Origin of the sequence: Mariniflexile soesokkakense, from assembly GCF_039650365.1 — a bacterium.
GTDB classification, from domain to species: Bacteria; Bacteroidota; Bacteroidia; order Flavobacteriales; family Flavobacteriaceae; genus Mariniflexile; species Mariniflexile soesokkakense.
Genome location: NZ_JAZHYP010000003.1, coordinates 590327 through 609120 on the forward strand (window position 1 = coordinate 590327; position 18794 = coordinate 609120).

Annotated in this window: 19 protein-coding genes; 8 read left to right on the forward strand and 11 right to left on the reverse strand. The window is 33.5% G+C overall.

What is annotated here, in order from left to right:
* The first annotated feature begins 101 nt into the window (after nt 1-101).
* The gene (locus VP395_RS09385; protein ID WP_346241727.1) at nt 102-566 is read left to right on the forward strand and encodes a DinB family protein; all 465 of its coding nucleotides are present in this window, start codon (nt 102-104) and stop codon (nt 564-566) included.
* Here VP395_RS09385 and VP395_RS09390 read toward each other — a convergent pair.
* Together VP395_RS09390 and VP395_RS09395 are read right to left on the reverse strand one after the other, a co-directional pair.
* Complete coding sequence (locus VP395_RS09390) at nt 543-1265, reverse strand: DUF3298 and DUF4163 domain-containing protein (RefSeq protein ID WP_346241728.1); 723 nt, start codon at nt 1263-1265, stop codon at nt 543-545. The two genes, VP395_RS09385 and VP395_RS09390, sit on opposite strands and share 24 nt — an antisense overlap.
* Nucleotides 1266-1342: 77 nt before the next feature.
* The gene (locus tag VP395_RS09395) at nt 1343-2146 is read right to left on the reverse strand and encodes a THC0290_0291 family protein (RefSeq protein ID WP_346241729.1); all 804 of its coding nucleotides are present in this window, start codon (nt 2144-2146) and stop codon (nt 1343-1345) included.
* Nucleotides 2147-2505: 359 nt separating this feature from the next.
* Here VP395_RS09395 and gdhA point away from each other — a divergent pair, with 359 nt between their 5' ends.
* From gdhA to VP395_RS09415, 4 genes are all read left to right on the forward strand, one after another.
* Nucleotides 2506-3849: an NADP-specific glutamate dehydrogenase gene (gene gdhA / locus VP395_RS09400; protein WP_346241730.1), complete on the forward strand. Its 1344-nt coding sequence runs from the start codon at nt 2506-2508 to the stop codon at nt 3847-3849.
* 121 nt (nt 3850-3970) lie between these two features.
* A complete protein-coding gene (gene porZ / locus VP395_RS09405) occupies nt 3971-6316 on the forward strand; it encodes a type IX secretion system anionic LPS delivery protein PorZ (protein ID WP_346241731.1) in 2346 nt (781 codons plus the stop codon).
* A complete protein-coding gene (recO, locus tag VP395_RS09410; protein ID WP_346241732.1) occupies nt 6316-7035 on the forward strand; it encodes a DNA repair protein RecO in 720 nt (239 codons plus the stop codon). Before porZ ends, recO begins: the two co-directional genes overlap by 1 nt.
* A 3-nt stretch (nt 7036-7038) precedes the next feature.
* Entirely contained in the window at nt 7039-9450 is a 2412-nt protein-coding gene (locus tag VP395_RS09415) for a TonB-dependent receptor plug domain-containing protein (protein WP_346241733.1), read from the forward strand.
* 136 nt (nt 9451-9586) lie between these two features.
* On the opposite strand, the gene VP395_RS09420 is transcribed toward VP395_RS09415, so the two are convergent.
* The gene (locus tag VP395_RS09420) at nt 9587-11494 is read right to left on the reverse strand and encodes a T9SS type A sorting domain-containing protein (protein WP_346241734.1); all 1908 of its coding nucleotides are present in this window, start codon (nt 11492-11494) and stop codon (nt 9587-9589) included.
* Between the two features lie 109 nt (nt 11495-11603).
* On the opposite strand from VP395_RS09420, the gene VP395_RS09425 reads away from it, so the two are divergent.
* Both VP395_RS09425 and VP395_RS09430 read left to right on the forward strand, forming a co-directional pair.
* Nucleotides 11604-12080, forward strand: a complete 477-nt coding sequence (locus VP395_RS09425) for a regulatory protein RecX (RefSeq protein WP_346241735.1) — start codon at nt 11604-11606, stop codon at nt 12078-12080.
* Nucleotides 12081-12187: 107 nt separating this feature from the next.
* Complete coding sequence (locus VP395_RS09430) at nt 12188-12658, forward strand: very short patch repair endonuclease (RefSeq protein ID WP_346241736.1); 471 nt, start codon at nt 12188-12190, stop codon at nt 12656-12658.
* Here the strand turns inward: VP395_RS09430 and VP395_RS09435 are convergent, their stop codons facing one another.
* The 4 genes from VP395_RS09435 to VP395_RS09450 form a co-directional block, all read right to left on the reverse strand.
* Nucleotides 12659-12934 carry a hypothetical protein gene (locus tag VP395_RS09435; RefSeq protein WP_346241737.1) on the reverse strand — a complete coding sequence of 92 codons (276 nt, stop codon included), beginning with the start codon at nt 12932-12934 and terminating at the stop codon, nt 12659-12661. It abuts the gene before it with no gap.
* A 133-nt stretch (nt 12935-13067) separates the two neighbouring features.
* A complete protein-coding gene (rpmA, locus tag VP395_RS09440; RefSeq protein WP_106660099.1) occupies nt 13068-13328 on the reverse strand; it encodes a 50S ribosomal protein L27 in 261 nt (86 codons plus the stop codon).
* Nucleotides 13329-13353: 25 nt separating this feature from the next.
* Nucleotides 13354-13869: a 50S ribosomal protein L21 gene (gene rplU, locus VP395_RS09445; protein WP_346241738.1), complete on the reverse strand. Its 516-nt coding sequence runs from the start codon at nt 13867-13869 to the stop codon at nt 13354-13356.
* Nucleotides 13870-13974: 105 nt separating this feature from the next.
* Nucleotides 13975-14418, reverse strand: coding sequence for a DUF4199 domain-containing protein (locus VP395_RS09450; RefSeq protein WP_346241739.1), 444 nt, complete (start codon nt 14416-14418; stop codon nt 13975-13977).
* Nucleotides 14419-14639: 221 nt separating this feature from the next.
* Between VP395_RS09450 and VP395_RS09455 the strand changes: the two genes are divergently transcribed.
* Nucleotides 14640-15137 carry a heavy-metal-associated domain-containing protein gene (locus tag VP395_RS09455; protein ID WP_346241740.1) on the forward strand — a complete coding sequence of 166 codons (498 nt, stop codon included), beginning with the start codon at nt 14640-14642 and terminating at the stop codon, nt 15135-15137.
* Between the two features lie 59 nt (nt 15138-15196).
* On the opposite strand, the gene gldD is transcribed toward VP395_RS09455, so the two are convergent.
* The 4 genes from gldD to mutY form a co-directional block, all read right to left on the reverse strand.
* Nucleotides 15197-15778 carry a gliding motility lipoprotein GldD gene (gldD, locus tag VP395_RS09460; protein ID WP_346241741.1) on the reverse strand — a complete coding sequence of 194 codons (582 nt, stop codon included), beginning with the start codon at nt 15776-15778 and terminating at the stop codon, nt 15197-15199.
* Nucleotides 15778-17082: a gliding motility-associated protein GldE gene (locus VP395_RS09465; RefSeq protein ID WP_346241742.1), complete on the reverse strand. Its 1305-nt coding sequence runs from the start codon at nt 17080-17082 to the stop codon at nt 15778-15780. The genes gldD and VP395_RS09465 overlap by 1 nt, the downstream gene beginning before the upstream one ends.
* A 52-nt stretch (nt 17083-17134) precedes the next feature.
* Nucleotides 17135-17590, reverse strand: coding sequence for a single-stranded DNA-binding protein (locus tag VP395_RS09470; protein ID WP_346241743.1), 456 nt, complete (start codon nt 17588-17590; stop codon nt 17135-17137).
* A 106-nt stretch (nt 17591-17696) separates the two neighbouring features.
* Entirely contained in the window at nt 17697-18740 is a 1044-nt protein-coding gene (gene mutY / locus VP395_RS09475; protein WP_346241744.1) for an A/G-specific adenine glycosylase, read from the reverse strand.
* Nucleotides 18741-18794 lie beyond the last annotated feature (54 nt).

An 18794-nucleotide genomic window follows, 5' to 3' on the forward strand; every position in this document is an offset into this window, starting at 1 on the left:
ATTAAATATCTTAGTTAGTATCATTATTGTTATGGACAATTTCATATTTATTATATATTTATAACCAAAATAAGTAAAGATATATTTAAAAAAAAATCACGATGCATTTTACCCTAGACGTTTTGCCAAATACCAGAAAAGCATTTAATAGAATTATTGAAAAAACTTCTTTGGAAGATTTAAACAAAGTGCCAAACGGATTTAATAACAACATAATCTGGAATATTGGTCACATAGTTGTTACACAACAATTATTAGCATATAAGTTATCGGGTTTACCAATGATGATAGGTAATGAGTTGGTTGGAAAATATAGGAAAGACACAAAACCAGAAGGTGATGTATCACAAGAAGATGTGAACAATATAAAAGCATTACTGTTTTCTACTATTGAAAAAACAAAAGAAGATTATAGTAAAGGACTGTTTGAAAATTATCAAGAATACACCGTTTCAACTACAGGAAACACATTAACAAATATAGATGAAGCCTTTCAGTTTATCATGTTTCATGAAGGTATGCATTTGGGTTATGTGATGGCTTTACTCAGAGCCATTAAAAGCTAAATAATCGCTCACTTTTTCAATAGGGATTGTAAAGTCTATAATTCCTGTTGAATAAGGCGCTATTTCATACGTGTTGTATAGCAGAATAACACCTTCTTCGTTAAAGCCAATATTGGCAGGTAATTGAAAAGTATCAGGTTCAAAAAGTACATCGTCTTCTTTAATGGCATCTTTAAAATAAGATTCCGCAATGGTTCTAAAGGCATCTTTATTCTTAATTAAGTCGCTGTTTTGAATACGCTTTCCGGTTCCTGCATCAAAATTTAAAAAAGAAATATTTGTATTGCCGTGAGCGCCTCCAGTATTAACATATGAAGTGATGGCGATACTTATAATTTCTGGTGATTGAGACATAACCTCACCATCAATTTGTGCTTCCCAAGTGTGTAAAACATTAGGAAAATCGATATTAAAGGCATTATATTCATCATTAAACAACGAAATGCTTTCTTCAACAGTTTTAGATGCAATGGAGTCTTGTTCTCCTATTTGCAGTACAGTCATTATTAGTTTGCTTATTTCGGCATTTATTTGGTTTGCAACTAAATTGTTTCCAATGGCCTTTGGTATGTTTACCTCAACTAATTTATTGTTTAAAGTAGTAATTTTAGTGTCTGAAAATGTTGTTTTCAAATCTTCATTACAAGAAAAAATGAAGCATGCTAAACATATAGTTAAAAGGGTTTTTCTATAATGCATATGTAAATTATTAACCTTGCTTAAAGGTAATTATTGCATTTGGATACACCGAACGAAAAGAAAGGTTTTTGTTTATTTTAATTTAAATAATAGATATAACCAACATTTAGCCATAATAGCCAATCGTTATATTTATTAGTGGGCAATTGATGGTTTAATCCGTCAACCCAATCGTTGAAGTAATATTGCCATCTTAAATCCAGCATTAAATCGGCAAGCTTGCTTACTTTGTATCTAGCACCAACACTGCTTACTACAGACCAAGTGCTTCCTCCAGAGGCGTCTACAGATCCTGGTTCCCAAAATGAATAAAAATTACTTGGGTCTGTAACATCACCAACTGCAGTTGGGTCTGGATTTGCATAGGTGGTGCTTACTTCCGGATTAAAAGAAGTGTAATGAACACCCAAGCTTACAAAAGGAGCAACTCTATAACCAAAAGATTGAAATGAACGGATACTTAAAGGAAAGTATTCTAGCTGGGTACCTATATCTAAATTTTTAGCAAAACCCGTATGTGCTCTAAGCTGATTAGCTTCTTCTGTGGTTCTGCTAGGGTCTACCCATTTGCCAAAATGATCTAGTTTGGTTTTATTCCACGAAACTTCATTTCGTAACTTAAAATGGTCGTTAAAATAGGTGTCGGTTGTGTAGCAGTTACAATCTGCTCTGTATGAAAAGTTTATATAATGTATAATTCCTATGCCAATTCCTGTATTACCAAAATTTGTAGGTTCATTTTCCCTAATTCCGTAATCTGCCCTAAATTGTACAGGACCAGTAATAACGCCTATTTCATGGGAAAAACCTAGTTGAGAGAACGCTGTTTGATAGAAGACTAGCAAACATAAAAAAAAAGCTAAACGTTTAAAGTTAAGCATAATAAGATTCCGTTTTTTGAGGCATTAATAATAACAAATATATAAAAACTCAATAAAGAAACAAATAATTATAATTTGACACTTTAAACGTGAAATTTTTTATTGCGAATTTCAAAAAAAAATACCATTATTTTTAAAGATAACGTATATTTGCACCTGTAAATTGTAAATTTAATAAAATTGACACATTTTTACATATGTTATTTAATTGCAATAAAGAATAATCGTACTAATCTAAATGCGTATATTTAATAAGAAAACAATTATTAAATATATGAGATACTAATAATTATCTTTCAATTATTGGTGAATGATTGTTTCGATATAAACCTTAAATTAAAAATAATAAAATAGAACCAATGAAAAGTAATATTGAAGCTTTTTTAGATCTTGTGAAAGAACGAAATGGAAATGAACCAGAGTTTTTGCAGGCAGTAGAGGAAGTTGCAGAAACTGTAATTCCTTACATCGTTGAACACGATATATATTATGGAAAAAACATTTTACTAAGAATGGTAGAACCAGAACGCGTTATAACGTTTCGTGTTTGTTGGGTAGACGATGCTGGTGAAATTCAGGTAAATAGAGGATACAGGATTCAAATGAATTCGGCTATCGGCCCCTATAAAGGCGGTTTGCGTTTTCATCCTACTGTTAATTTGAGCATTTTAAAATTTTTAGCCTTCGAGCAGGTGTTTAAAAATAGCTTAACCACTTTGCCAATGGGTGGTGGAAAAGGGGGTAGCGATTTTGACCCTAAAGAAAAAAGCGATGGCGAAATTATGCGCTTTTGCCATGCTTTTATGAGTGAATTATTCCGGCACATTGGTCCGAATACCGATGTACCTGCGGGCGATATTGGTGTCGGAGCCAGAGAAGTCGGCTTTCTTTTTGGGATGTACAAAAAATTAAAAAATGAATTTACAGGTGTTTTAACAGGTAAAGGATTGTCTTGGGGAGGCTCTTTAATAAGACCAGAAGCAACAGGTTACGGAACCGTGTATTTTGCTCAGAAAATGCTTGAAACAAAAGGGCAGGATTTAAAAGGCAAACAAGTAGTTGTTTCAGGCTCTGGTAATGTGGCACAATATGCTACTGAAAAATGTATTCAATTAGGTGCTAAAGTATTAACAATGTCCGATTCATCAGGATATATTCACGATGCTGAAGGGATAAATGCTGAAAAATTAGCGCTTATCATGGAACTTAAAAATGTTAAAAGAGCAAGAATAGATGTCTATTTAGAAACATATCCCAATGCCAAATTTGTTAAAGGTAAAACGCCTTGGGAAGTAAAATGCGATGTAGCTTTGCCTTGTGCAACCCAAAACGAATTGAATGATGAAGATGCAAAAACGCTTTTAAAAAACGGCTGTATATGTGTTAGCGAAGGCGCTAATATGCCATCTACCATCAATGCTGTTCGCGAATTTCATAAGGCACAAATTTTATACGCACCAGGAAAAGCATCTAATGCAGGTGGTGTTGCTACCTCTGGTTTAGAAATGACTCAAAATTCATTGCGCCTTCATTGGACTAGAGAAGAAGTCGATTTAAAACTAAAGGACATTATGGCTAATATTCATGATTCTTGTACTAAATATGGCAAACAGGAAGATGGCTACATCGACTACGTTAAAGGTGCTAATATTGCAGGATTCGTTAAAGTAGCAGACGCTATGTTGGCTCAAGGGATTTTATAGAAACTAAAGTTTAAAAACAAAAAGCTTCCTAGTGTAAACAGGAAGCTTTTTGCTTTATTATATATTATTTTAAAGCAAAACTCGTTAGTTATAAATATCTTTGAATATTGAAAATTTAAAAATGATTAAAAGACTCATTGTATTTATAATTTGTTTAGTGCCATTACTTCAAAATGCACAAGATTTTTCTGCTCTTTGGAAAGGACATTTCTCATATTACAATATAAAGCAAGTTGCCCAAGGCAATAATAAAGTGTACGCTGCTGCCGAAAATGCTGTTTTTAGTGTAGATGTGCTTTCAAACGAGATAAAAGAATTAAATACTGTTAATGGACTATCTGGTGAAACAATTTCAACAATCTATTATAGCGACCTTTATGAATTATTAATTATTGGTTATGAAAGCGGACTTATTGAAATTGCGTTTGATAATGATGATGAAATTCTAACCATAGTTGATATTATTGAAAAGCCAACCATTCCTGCCGTACAAAAAAGAATTAACCACATGAATCCTTACGGAAATTTAGTGTATATATCTACAAATTATGGCATTTCGGTTTTTAATTTAGAGCGATTAGAGTTTGGTGATACCTATTTTATTGGTAATGGGGGCAGTCAAATACAAATAAAACAAACCACTGTTTTTGGAGATTTCATTTATGTAGCATGTACTGGCGGAAATGGCTTGAGAAAAGCACAGGTTACAAGCCCAAATTTAATAGATTACCAAAACTGGCAAACAGTTGCTACAGGAGATTTTACTGCCGTTGAAGCTGTTGAAGATAAGCTTTATGTTGTAAATTCAAATAGACAAATATTTCAGGTAGTAAACGATGTTTTCAATCAAGTATTTCAATACAATACGCTTCCTTCGGATGTTAAAAGTGTTGGTAGTAATTTGGTGGTTACAACCAATGATAATGTGTTTGTTTATGATGCTAGTTTTAACACCATTTCACAGGTTTCAACAAATACCGAATTTACAACACAATATACTTCTGCCACAACAGATGCTAATTATATTTATATAGGTACCACCCATTTTGGAGTTTTAAAAACACCTCTTGCGATTCCAACAAGTTTTGAAGAAGTACATCCGGATGGGCCAATATTAAACAACCCATTTTCTGTACAGGCACAACCTGATGGCGTTTGGGTTACTTTTGGCGAATACACGGTATTTTTTAACCCATACCCATTAAATAGTAGAGGAATTAGTCATTTAAAAAATGATAAATGGATTAACACTCCTTTTAGTGAGGTTTTTAATGCCCAATGTTTAAATGCTATTTCTGTAAATCCTTCAAAAAGCAACCAAGCGTTTATAAGTTCGTTTTTTAGCGGGTTGTTGGAGGTTAACGATGAAATTCCTACCAACTTGTATAATCAAACAAATAGTGGTTTAGAATCTTTAGTAGAACCGAATGACCCTTCTTATGTAGATATTAGAGTGGGTGAATCTTCGTTTGACAATAATGGGCTTTTATGGACTATAACAAGTTTTATAAATAAACCATTAAAATCTTATAACCCCTCTAACAACCAGTGGAAATCATATAGTTTTACAGACGTTATACCGGCAGAATATGGCTCTAATTTAGGTTTTGCAGACCTCGAAGTAGGAAATGATAATACTAAATGGGTAGCAAGTTATAAATACGGACTTATTGGATTTAATGAAAATGGTGGCAGCCCCAAAATAAAAAGTGTTTATAAAGAAAGTGAAAACATGCCGGTCGAGTTTGCTACAGCTTTAGCGCTAGACAAAAGAAACCAACTTTGGATTGGTACTTTTAGCGGATTGCGGGTTTTATATAACACCTCTAATTTTTTTGAAGATAACGTTAGCGTAGATGAGGTTATTATTTTAGAAGATGGTATTGCTAAAGAATTGTTGTTCCAACAACTTATTACAGATATTGAAGTGGATGGTTCTAATAATAAATGGATCGGAACTGCCGATTCTGGCATCTTTTATTTGTCTTCAGACGGGCAAAAAACCATCTATCATTTTACAAAAGACAACGCACCTTTGCCATCAAATACCATTACAGATGTATCCATAGATGATATTAATGGGATTGTTTACATAGCCACTAGCAAAGGATTGGTGTCTTTTCGTTCAGGAGGTTCAAGTCCTTTTGAAACTTTAGTTAATGCTTATGCATATCCAAACCCTGTAAGACCAAATTTTAATATTGTAGATCAAAAGGTGAAAATTAAAGACATTTCAGAAAATGTTAATATAAAAATAACCGATATTGAAGGTAATTTGGTAGCCGAAGCTCAATCTAGAACCAACCAGCGTTATGGTGGTTATAATCTTGAAATTGATGGCGGAACCGCCTACTGGAACGGTAAAAATTTGGCTAATAACGTGGTGGCATCAGGTGTTTATTTGGTGATGTTATCAGATTTAGATTCGTTCGAAACAAAAGTTTTAAAAATAATGGTGGTTAGATAATGCTTATTACTACAAATGCTATTGTACTTTCAAAATTAAAATATAAAGACCACGATTTAATTGTAAAATGTTATACCCAACACCTGGGCGTTGTTAGCTTTTTATTACGGGGCATTTTAAAAAACAAAAAATCGAATACCAAATTGGCTTACTTTCAACCGCTTTCACAATTACAATTAAGCATTAATTATAAAGAAAACAGGTCGTTGCAAGGTATTGGCGACACTAAAATGAATCATGTATATAGCAGTTTGCACACCCATGTTTTAAAAAGCGCTATTGTTATGTTTTTGTCTGAAGTATTATCAAGTACTTTAAAAGAAGAAGAACCCAACGAAACGTTATTCAGCTTTATAGAAACTACGTTGTTATGGTTGGATGAACAAGCCGATTATTCAAATTTTCATTTATTGTTTCTACTAAATTTATCTAAATACTTAGGTTTTTACCCAGACACCACCCATTTGGATTATGCTTATTTCAGTTTGAAAGAAGGCAAGTTTGAAACCAATCAGCATGATAATTACACTATTTCAGGTGAAAATTTAATACTTTTAAAACAATTGTTGGGCACAACATTTGATGCCTTACCAGCAGTGAAGATAAATTCAAAACAAAGACAATCGTTTTTAAGTATGATGTTGCTCTATTTTGAATTACATTTGGGGAGTTTTAAACCGCCCAAATCACTGCAAATATTTAATCAAGTTTTTAATTAAACCATGAAGTTTTTTTGTGCTATTTCATTCTTTTTATTTGTGTCCATACAACTAAAGGCTCAAAACATTAAGGTTTTAAATAGCCTTACAAGAGAACCTATTTTTGGGGTAGCCGTTTATAATATAGACAAGTCTAAAAGTACGGTCACCAATTTTTTGGGTGAAGCATCTTTAAGTGAATTTTCAGTTTCTGAAACCATTTACTTCAAACACTTATCGCATGTGCTTAAAGAAATAACCAAAAGTGAGTTAGGGCAATTAAACAGGGTATATTTAGTGTCTAATACACAAGGTTTAGACGAGATTGTTATATCAGCATCCAAGTTCGAACAAAACAAGCGCGATATTCCGCAAAAAATAATCAATATCAATGCAGAGGCCATTCAATTTGTAAATCCACAAACCAGCGCCGATTTATTAGAAAGTACAGGGCAAGTATATGTACAAAAAAGTCAGTTAGGAGGTGGAAGCCCCATGATTAGGGGGTTTTCAACCAACCGATTGTTAATTACTATAGATGGCGTTAGAATGAACAATGCCATTTTTAGAGGCGGTAATTTACAAAACGTTATTTCTATTGATCCTTTTTCAATACAAAATACCGAAGTTACTTTAGGCTCAGGTTCGGTCATTTATGGAAGTGATGCCATTGGTGGCGTTATGAGTTTTTATACCCAGCAACCACAAACATCGTTAACCGATTCGTTGTTTTTTAAAGCCAATACCATCCTAAGATACGCCACAGCTAGTGATGAAAAAACGGCACATATCGATTTTAATTTGGGCTACAAAAAATGGGCATTTTTAACCAACATCAGTTATAACGATTTTGGCGATTTACGCATGGGAAAACACGGTCCTACCGAGTATTTACGACCCGAATTTGCCCTAGCAACCAATAGTGGCGATGTTATTATACAAAACAACAATCCTTTAGTGCAAAAGGTAACAGGTTACCAGCAATTAAACGTATTACAAAAAGTACATTTTAAACCTCAAAACAATTTAAGTTTTGATTTGGGATTGTATTACACCACCACTTCCGATTATTCCAGATACGACCGATTGATTCGTTATAGAAACGGTACATTACGGTCGGCAGAATGGAATTATGGTCCACAAAACTGGTTTATGTCTAACCTTCAAATAACTAAATTAAGTAGTAATTCCAATTTATACGATAAAATAAAAGCTACAGTAGCCTATCAAAATTTTCAAGAGAGTAGGGCAGATAGAGATTTTCAATCTGCCACCAGAAATTTACGAGATGAAGCGGTGGATGCATATTCTTTTAATTTAGATTTTGAAAAAAACCTAGCGCTTAAAACCCAACTTTTTTATGGGGTGGAATACGTTTACAACAATGTGATGTCTCATGGTGAAGAAGAAAATATAAGCACTAACACAATAGTTCCAACCGTTTCAAGATACCCTAACGGGTCTAGTTGGCAATCGGGCGCGGTTTATACAAGTATTAAATACAAACCCAATTTAAAGTTTGTATTTCAATCGGGGTTGCGTTTTAACCACATCATTTCTAAAGCCGATTTTTCAGAAAACAACCTGTACTTAAATTTGCCTTTTAATACCTCTAATAACGAATCATCCGCGCTTACAGGAACAGCGGGCATCCGTTGGTCGCCCAATGCCATTTTGCAATGGAAATTAAACGCCTCATCAGCCTTTAGAGCACCAAATATAGACGATATTGGCAAAGTGTTCGATTCCGAACCGGGTTCTGTAGTCGTGCCGAACAATAACTTAAAATCGGAGTATGCCTATGGTGGCGAACTGGGTTTGAAACTTAATTTTAGCGAAAAATTTGTTTTAGATTTAAGTAGCTATTATACCTATTTGGATAATGCTTTAGTACGACGCGATTTTGCCTTAAACGGCGAAACCCAAATAATGTACGATGGCACATTAAGTAATGTGCAAGCCATACAAAATGCTTCAAAAGCATGGATTTATGGGTTTGAAATGGGCTTAAAATTAGTTTTAACCAATCAATTAAAATTAACTTCACAATACAGTGTGGTTGGTGGCACTGAAGTGGAAGGCGCTATTGAGGTACCGGTTAGGCATGCAGCACCTAACTTTGGGAATTCCCATATAGTTTGGGAACATAACAACCTAAAACTAGATGCTTTTGCGGTTTACAACAACGAGTTGTCTTTTTACCAATTAGCACCTTCAGAAATTGAAAAAGATTATATATACGCTAAAGATATTAAGGGCAATCCGTACAGTCCATCGTGGTACACGCTTAATTTTAGAAGCCAATACCAAATAAGTAAATCGACTACCATAACCGCCAGTTTAGAAAACATAACAGACCAACGTTATAAAACCTACTCGTCTGGTATTGCCGCCGCAGGTAGAAACTTTATTTTGTCTTTAAAGTATAGTTTGTAATGTCATTGCGAGGAGCGAAGCAATCTCATGATGTTAATTTCAAAGTTTATTTAATTCTCCAATTAAAAAAAAATGCTTCGTTCATTGAGTATGACGTAACCAATAAACAGATTGCTTCACTGCGTTTGCAATGACCTTATTTTTTAAACACCTTTTTAGTAATAACGCCTCCGTTAGATAGGGTTACTTTAGCTATAAAAACACTGTTGTTTAAGTTTGAAAGTCTGTAAGTTTCAGAAGTAGTTTCACCTTTAAATTGGTATAATGCTCTTCCTAATAAATCGAAAATTTGAACCGTTTTAATACTTAAATTGTTTGAGGTATTAAACTGCACATAATCATTTTCTAGTTCAACAATTTTAAGTGAATTTTTGTTTAAAAGCACATCTTCAATAGCTAAAGCTTGGTTGCTAAACGCAATTTCAAAACGGTTGTTAAACTCACCTTTTGCTGATGTAAACGTATAATCAGACGTTGATAAACAATGCACTTTATTAAGCAAGTTGTCTTTTAAATAAATAGCATTGCTGTTTAAAAAGTCGCCTTCTAATTGGTCTATAGATAAGGTGTATAAAGTGGCAACAGTAATAGATGTTTTAAACCCAAGTTTAATAATTTCATTTTCATTAATGCTGTTGACATCTTTACCTTGAATGGCAAATTTTTTGTTAGAGCCTACAATGGTTGTATATAAATGGGCAGTAGTTCCCGAAGATAAATTTTTTGGAGCGTCATAAAACATATCGTCATCATTGTTGGTTGCACCATTTACATAGCCCACTAGTATTTGATTAAATACACCATTATCCGAAGTTAAATTTACCCATATTTTATTTGCTATACTGCTAGTTTTAACTTTTGTGTTAGAGTTTTTAAAGAAAAGACTATTATCGGTAGAACCTTTAACACGCATAGAATTATTAAAAACTACTGAACCGGTGCTTGATGGTCTAGCTTGTGAAAAAGACACGAAAAACCCTTGACCTGAAGGAATAAAGCCATTAGGAAGGATGCCATCGCCACCTGCACTACCACCAGTGCCATTTTCAATAGCATAATCTGAAGTTGCAAAATTGAGTGCTTGATTTCCGTTAGAAGAACCCGAAGGAGGTGTGTTTTGAGACCAATAATAGATAGCGCCAGCTAGTGTGCCAGCAGTATTAGTTGAGGCATTGTAATTGTTTTGAGTAAGAAATGCGGAGGCACTTATTGCAGAAGGGTAAGGATTACCAATAAAATTCCAATTGTTATCTGCTGTCGAACCATCATTTCTATAAACAGGTACATAGATTATACCTGTATTAAAACGGCCATCAAAAGTATAATCATAACCTACTCCTGGGAAAACAAAAACGTTAGGGTCGTGCGTAGAAGCATAACCTACTCCAGGTTGCATTACTGTAGCACCATTGACCCATTGCCAATCATTTCCATTATCATCTATATCATCTTGTCCTGTAACTATCGCATTATTATTTCCCGTTTCAGCAGTTTCGTCTAAAAAGTTTTGAGCAATAAACTTATATCTTCTGCTCACATTTGCTTCAAAAAGCCCGTTGCCAATAGTTTCACCAAAAACAGGCGAACTCCAATAAGTATATTCAAGAGCAACAGCTAATGGCGCAGTTTTTTTAGTGACAGACATGCTGCCATTATTCGTTACTATTCCAGAATCATCTATTTGAACAACTGTACCATATGGCTGTACAATAAAAGAACCTCCAGCATCAACAGTTATATTGTTTTGTACCTCTACAAATGTGTTATCGGCAATATTTAATAACCCTAAATTGGTGACAGTTAAACTACAGGCACTAAAACTAATTTGGCTACCTCCAGCACTAGTATCGTAATCTCCATTAATAATGACATTACTAGTAGTTGCAATTGTTGGAACAGTGTTCTGAGCAACACCACCTGTCCAATTCCAATCGGTTCCATTCCAAGTTGCTGTTTCTGTACCACATTGCCCAAACCCAAAGTTCACTGCACAAAATAGCATTATAAAAAAAGAAAGGGATTTTACGAGGGTAGTTTTTTTCATAATTGTAAGTTTAAAATCTATACTTAGCCTAAGCGCTGTATAGCAGATTTGGTTTTTATAATTTTTTTATACTAATTGTTTCTGTTTCTATTGTTATTTTTGGTGTACCATGCAGCAAACCAAAAAAACATATACTGTACAAGAGGCTACCAAAAAACTGGAGCATTATTGCGCGTACCAAGAACGTTGTCATAAAGAAGTAGTGCAAAAACTTACAGATATGTATATGATACCCGAAGCTATAGATGTAATTGTGGTACACCTGTTACAGCATAACTTTCTAAACGAAGAACGTTTTGCCAAAACATTTGTAAGCGGTAAGTTTAAATTTAAGAATTGGGGGCGACGCCGTTTAACTTTTGAACTAAAGAAAAAGGACATAAGCAAAGTTAATATAAATCAAGCACTTGCGACGATTTCGGAAGGGGAGTATATCGACTTTTTTAATGACTTAGCCGAAAAAAGAGCGAATTTACTTAGGGAGCCTAATAAATTTAAGAAAAAAAAGAAGTTTACAGATTACTTTTTATACCGTGGGTGGGAGCCCCATTTGGTGTACGATAAGGCTAACGAACTTATAAAATAACAGTATTTATTGAAAGTCAGTCAATTAGAAGGTTAAATTTTTTAAAGCTTCGTTTTTCTGTATGATACCGCACATTTTACAACCTGCGCTCTTTATTGTTAAATTTTATGGTTTATAATGAAGATAAAATAAAAGTCCCTCGGTTTAATGAGGAATCGGGTTTTTACACCACTAAAAAGCGCTCAAAAATAATGAGCAAAATTGGTGGCAAAAACACCAAGCCAGAGCTGCTTTTTAGAAAAGCACTTTGGAAAAAAGGGGTTAGGTACAGGGTAAGTAACAAAACACTTCCCGGAAAGCCCGATATTTCCATTAAAAAATACAAGTTAGCTGTTTTTATTGACGGCGAATTTTGGCATGGTTATAATTGGAACGAACGCAAGGAAACCATACAAAGCAATCGTGGTTTTTGGATACCAAAAATTGAACGCAACATGCAGCGTGATAATGAGGTTAACCAGCAGCTTATTGAAATGGGCTATACCGTATTTAGGTTTTGGGCAAAGGATATTAAAACTGAACTGGATAAGTGTGTTAACGATATTTTGGTTTATATAGATGTAGGCGAAAATAATTAATTACTCATCTACCATATCTTTTTCAAAATACCACCACAAACTAGAATCGATAGAGGCTTTCATTCGATTAATATCAACTGCCTCTTTTAAAAAAATGGTTAGGTTTTCGTCGGCATGGTTTTGCTCTACAGTCTCATTTATCTCTATAAGTTCTATTTCAGTAAAATGTTCTAGATGATTTTTAATTTTTTCATCTAAAGATTCATCATTCAAAAATATCTTAATGGTTTGCCTTGTTGGCGAATTTCTAATTTCAGATCTAAATGGGAGTAACATAACAACAAATTTAAGTGAAACAATATAGCATTATATATGCAATACTCTAAGTTAGTAAATTATTCCATTAAAGCCAATAAAAAACCCTCTCTGTTTCCAGAAAGGGTTTAAATTTTTAAAAGAAAATTAGTTCTTAAACCTCGAAAGGCTCAATAGAAACATAAGATTTGTTATCTTTTTTCTTTGTGAATTTTACAACGCCATCAACATAGGCGTGTAATGTATGATCTTTTGAAGAATATACGTTTTCACCTGGGTGATGCGTGTTTCCTCTTTGTCTTACGATAATGTTTCCAGCTATTGCAGCTTGACCACCAAATATCTTAACGCCTAAACGTTTTGATTCTGATTCTCTACCGTTTTTCGAACTTCCGACTCCTTTTTTATGTGCCATTTTATTTCGATTTTATATTTTAAAATTAACTTAAAGCAGCAATTAAATCAGCTTTTTTCATTGAAGAAATTCCTTCAATATTTTTAGCTTTTGCCATCTCTTTTAATTCAGCAACAGTTAAACTGTTTAAATCTTGAGTTGCTTCAGTTTTTACTGCCTTTGGTGCAGCAACTTCAACTTTAGCTTCAACTTTTTTCTCTGCTTTAGCTGGGGCGGCTTTTTTAGCTCCAGAAGCAGCAATACTTTCAATTACAATTTCAGTTAAAGATTGACGGTGACCGTTTTTCTTGCGGTAACCTTTACGTCTTTTCTTTTTGAAAACTATAACTTTATCACCTTTAAGGTGCTTTAAGACTTTTGCTCCTACTTGAGCTCCGTCTATAGCTGGGGCGCCTACAGTTACATTGTCACCATCACCAATAAGAAGTACATTATCGAAAGCTACTTGCTTTCCTTCTTCTGTTTGTAAACGGTGTACAAAAACCTTTTGGTCTTTAACAACTTTAAATTGTTGCCCTGCTATCTCTACAATTGCGTACATAGCGTAACGTTTTATTAATTAATTTGTTCAAAAATATACCTACCTGTACGGAAGGCGGGTGCAAATATACTGCTAATTAATTAATCTGCAAACGTTTTGTTTTTTTTAGGCAAGATTTTTACTGTTTTTAAAAAGCTGCATAACAGTAAGTGTTGCAACTACCGTAGTTGCAAGTCCCATAATGGCTACCACAAAGGTTACCAAGCCAACATCGGCCCCTAAACCACCATGCATTTCTTTAAGTAATTCTGGTAAAAAACCTGGGCTAAATTCTGTAGCATAAAATAAGAAGAAAATGGTAAAAAGTATGGTTGCAACAAAACCTGTAATAAGCCCTGTTTTAAAGCCCTCGCCATAAGAAAATGTTCCGGGACTCTCAAGTTTGCTTAATCTAATGGCCTCATAAACTCCAAAAGTAGTTATAATGGCATTAAAAAAGCTAAATACCGGGTTTATGTGCTTATGAAATAATGCTAAAATTAAAAAATAGGCAATTAATACGGCACTTGTAACAAATCCAAACCTAATGGGAAGCGATATTTTTTTCATGTGTTAAAATTTAGTTTTTTTAAGAAAATAACATTCAGTTGATAAATCCATCATTATAATCAATAAGCTTTGATAGGTTTATTTTATTCTATTGATGTTTTTATGCTATTAAATTTCGTGAAAATTTTGGTAAAAAAATAATTTTATTGTGTTTTTAATATAGATTTATAATTAGTAAACGGCTTTATTTAGTAAATTTGCTTGAATTTAAATACCTAGAAATGATGACATATATAAAAAATATACTGATGGTTGGGGTTATAGCTTTGTTTGCTATGAATTGTAAAAACGAAACCAAACCAGAGGTTAAAACTGTTGACGTCGCTACCGAAACGGCTAACACCATAGACCCAAACGCTACGTATGCTAAAGCTGAGTTTACCATTGATGGAATGACTTGTGCTATGGGTTGTGCAAAAACTATTGAAAATAAAATTGCTAAAATGGATGGCGTGAAATATGCTACCGTTGATTTTGATAAAAAATTAGCCATGGTTGAGTATGATGAAGCAAAAGTAACGCCTGCTTTATTGGAGAAAACTGTTACCAAAGTTTCTGACACTTACAAAGTGAGCAACATGAAAAGTGCTAATTCTACTAAAACAAGTTGCGATAAAGATTGTACTAAAGCTTGTTGTACGAACAAAACCGAAGCTGAAAAAACAGCTTGTTCAGGTGAATGTAAAAAAGCTTGTTGTGCAACAAAGGCTAGCGCATAAAAACGAAATAAAATACATTTTCAGAAAAAGCTTCTTAGTTTAAAAATTAAGGAGCTTTTTTATTTCCAATGAAGTGATTCCATAATTTGAACCATGTCTTTTTGCAAATAATTTGCTGCGGGTAAAATAGAATCGTAATTAGGTTTGGCATAAAAATAAAGTGAGCCAACTAAGAAATGTTGAACACTATCAGTAATATAAAATTGTGCTGGCGATGCCACATTCCCTTTTACTTCAGAAAACACACCGTATACTTTTCTTTCTTTATTTTCATAGGGAAACACAGGAATCTCATCTGCTTTAATGGTATGCTCTAAAGTAAATTTTTGAGCGTCTCTAAGATATTCGGTTAAGGTTTTCGAGTCGCCATCTATAGCCTTATAGGTTAAAAAAATAGTGCCTTTTAGCGTTGGATATTCTATATTAATACCATAACTTTCTTTCGCTGCTCTTAACTTTTTATATTTAATTTTAGAGGCTAAGCTGTTTGTTTCAAAATAAAAAGGGACTTCTATATTAATTTTTTTATACTGTGCTTTAGGATAATCTAACCTTAAATAAGCCTTAGGTTTTGGAATGTAATCTTGACCACATGAAAAACACATGATAATTATAGCTGCTAAATAAAAATGGTGCTTCATTAAGTTATAGTGAATTTTACGAGCTTTATCCGTTTTTTATCTAAGGATTCAATTTTAAAAACGTAATTTTCAAAATTTATTTTACTGTTTAATTTTGGGAAACTGCCCGATATTTCTAAAACAAATCCTGCAATGGTTTCGGCTTCACCTTTATTGCCCTCAAAAATGGTTTCGTCTTCAAGTTTAATAATTTTATAAAAATCTTTTAAGGCCGTTTTGCCTTCAAACACAAAATTATTGTCGTCTAATTTAGAATAGGTTAAATCTTCATCATCAAACTCATCACTTATATCGCCTACAATTTCCTCAATGATATCTTCTAAAGAAATGAGTCCGGAAGTTCCGCCATATTCATCAACCACAACTGCTAAATGCACTTTTTTCTCTTGAAATTCAGCCATTAGATCATCAAGCTTTTTGTTTTCGGGCACAAAAAAGGGTTCTCGCATTAAGGTGGTCCAATCAAATTGTTTTCGGTCTATGTAAGGTAGCAAATCTTTCACATAAAGAATGCCTTTTATAGTATCTATACTGTCTTTATAAACTGGAATACGCGAATAGCCATTTTTTGTTATTTCTGGTAAAATTTCGATGTATTTCTGTTCTATATTTAATGCAAAAATATCGATACGAGGGCGCATCACTTGTTTAGTATCGGTGTTGCCAAAAGAGACGATGCCTTGCAGTATTTTATGCTCTTCTTTGGTGGTGTCTTCTTCACTTGTAAGTTCTAAAGCCTGTGATAGCTGATCGACGCTTAAATTGGATTTTTGTTTTCCTAATTTATTATGAATAGCTATGGTAACACTGCGCATGGGCAAACTTAAAGGGGACAGCAAGACATCTAAAACTTTTAATGGGTACGCCATAAAGGTGGCGAACTTTAAATTGTTACGGCTGGCGTAAATTTTAGGTAAAATTTCACCAAACAATAAAATTAAGAAGGTAACAACAACAACTTCAATTACAAATTTGATTAGTGGTGATGATACGCCTGAAAACAAATCGCTACTTAAATAGGCAAACAAAATAACAATGCCAATATTTATAAAGTTATTTGCTACTAATATAGTGGCCAATAACTTTTTAGGGCGCTCTAATAACCTTGTGATTATTTGAATTCGTTTCGATTTTGCTTCCAGCCCTTTTTCTATATCAGTTCTTGAAAGTGAAAAAAGAGCCACTTCGGCACCAGAAATAAGTGCAGAACAGAACAGAAGAAAAAACAATAACACGACGCCAAAAACAATTGAAAAATCAACTGAAATCATCAAACTTTTAAAACTCGTGGGGTCAGGATCCAAGTAGTATGGTTTTAGTTACACAAAGTACCTCGTTATCTTGAGGTATTTATTATTAAAATGGTAAATCATCATCTTCTTCTCCTCCAATGGGTTCCGGAGCTTCAGGTTGTTTTGCAACAGGTTTTTGTGCTGCTGGTGTTGCAACATTTGACGCATTACCTTCACTCTCTTTTTTGGTAGATAAAAAGGTGAAATCTGTACATTGAATTTCAGTAGAATAGCGTTCGTTACCACTTTCATCTTGCCATTTTCTGGTTTTCAACCTACCTTCAATATATACTTTATCGCCTTTGCTTAAATACTTTTCGCAAATTTCGGCGCCTTTATTTCTAACCACAATGTTATGCCATTCGGTATTGGAAACACGCTCGTTGGTTTGTTTACTGGTGTAAGTTTCGTTTGTTGCCAAAGGGAACCTCCCAATACAGCCACCGCCTTCAAAATAATGCATTTTTACTTCATCGCCCAAATGCCCAATTAGCATCACTTTATTTAATGTTCCAGACATAATTACTATTTTTAATAGGAGAGCAAAATTACTGAATTGCTTTGCATTTTAAATACTTGCTTTCCGTTTTTTTAAAATTAATAAAAATTTTGATTGTTACCATTAACTAATCAAAATTAAAACGTTCAATAAAATTACCAATTAAAATAGGTACCGCATATGAGTGTATTTTATTTATTGGAATTCCGTTATTCAAAGAACCATTAACTTTTACAATCCAAAACTTGGTGTATAAATGTTGATGCGATAATTTATGAATAATAACATCATCATTATAAAGAGACAACTCAAACGAAGATTCTTTTAATAAATGATGATTTTGAACGGATTTATTAAAATCTTCAAACTCTAAACTTTTCGCTGTTTCAATTAAAGGGAATTGATATAAGTTTTGCCAAATACCTTTGCCCTCGCGTTTTTCTAAAATGGTTCTTTCATTGTTAGATATAATCACCAAAAAATTAAAATACTTTTTTTTGGCTTTCGCGGATTTAATTTTAACCGGCAACTCGTTAATTCTATTGGTATTAAAAGCCATGCAACTTTTATTAAAAGGGCAAACAGAACAATCAGGGCTTTGTGGTTTGCATTGTGTAGCGCCAAATTCCATAATAGCCTGATTAAACTCGGCCGGATTATTTTTATCAATTAACTCTTGGGCTAATTGTTTAAATTCTTTTGCGCCTTTTGATGAGTTAATAGGTGTATCAATAGCAAAATAACGCGACAAAACCCTATATACATTACCATCTACCACAGCCTCAACTTTATTAAAGCAAATAGATGCGATAGCACTTGCAGTATAATCGCCAATACCTTTTAGTTTTAATAAGTCCTTATAAGTATTGGGGAATTCTCCATTTAGCTCTTGGGCAATATATTTTGCAGTGGTATGCAAATTTCTGGCTCTTGAATAATAGCCCAACCCTTGCCATAATTTTAAAACGCTACTTTCTTCAGCGTTAGCTAAATGAAAAATCGAAGGAAATTCTTCTACAAATTTGCTGTAATATGGCAAGCCTTGAGCCACTTGTGTTTGCTGTAATATAATTTCTGATAGCCAAATGGAATAAGGGTCTTTTGTTTGTCTCCAAGGGAGATCTCGCTTATTAGTTGAATACCAGTTGTTTAAAGTTTTTGAAAATATCATTAATTAAATAAATGCTTCGAACAAAAATAAACGTTTATAATCTTAAATTTTAAT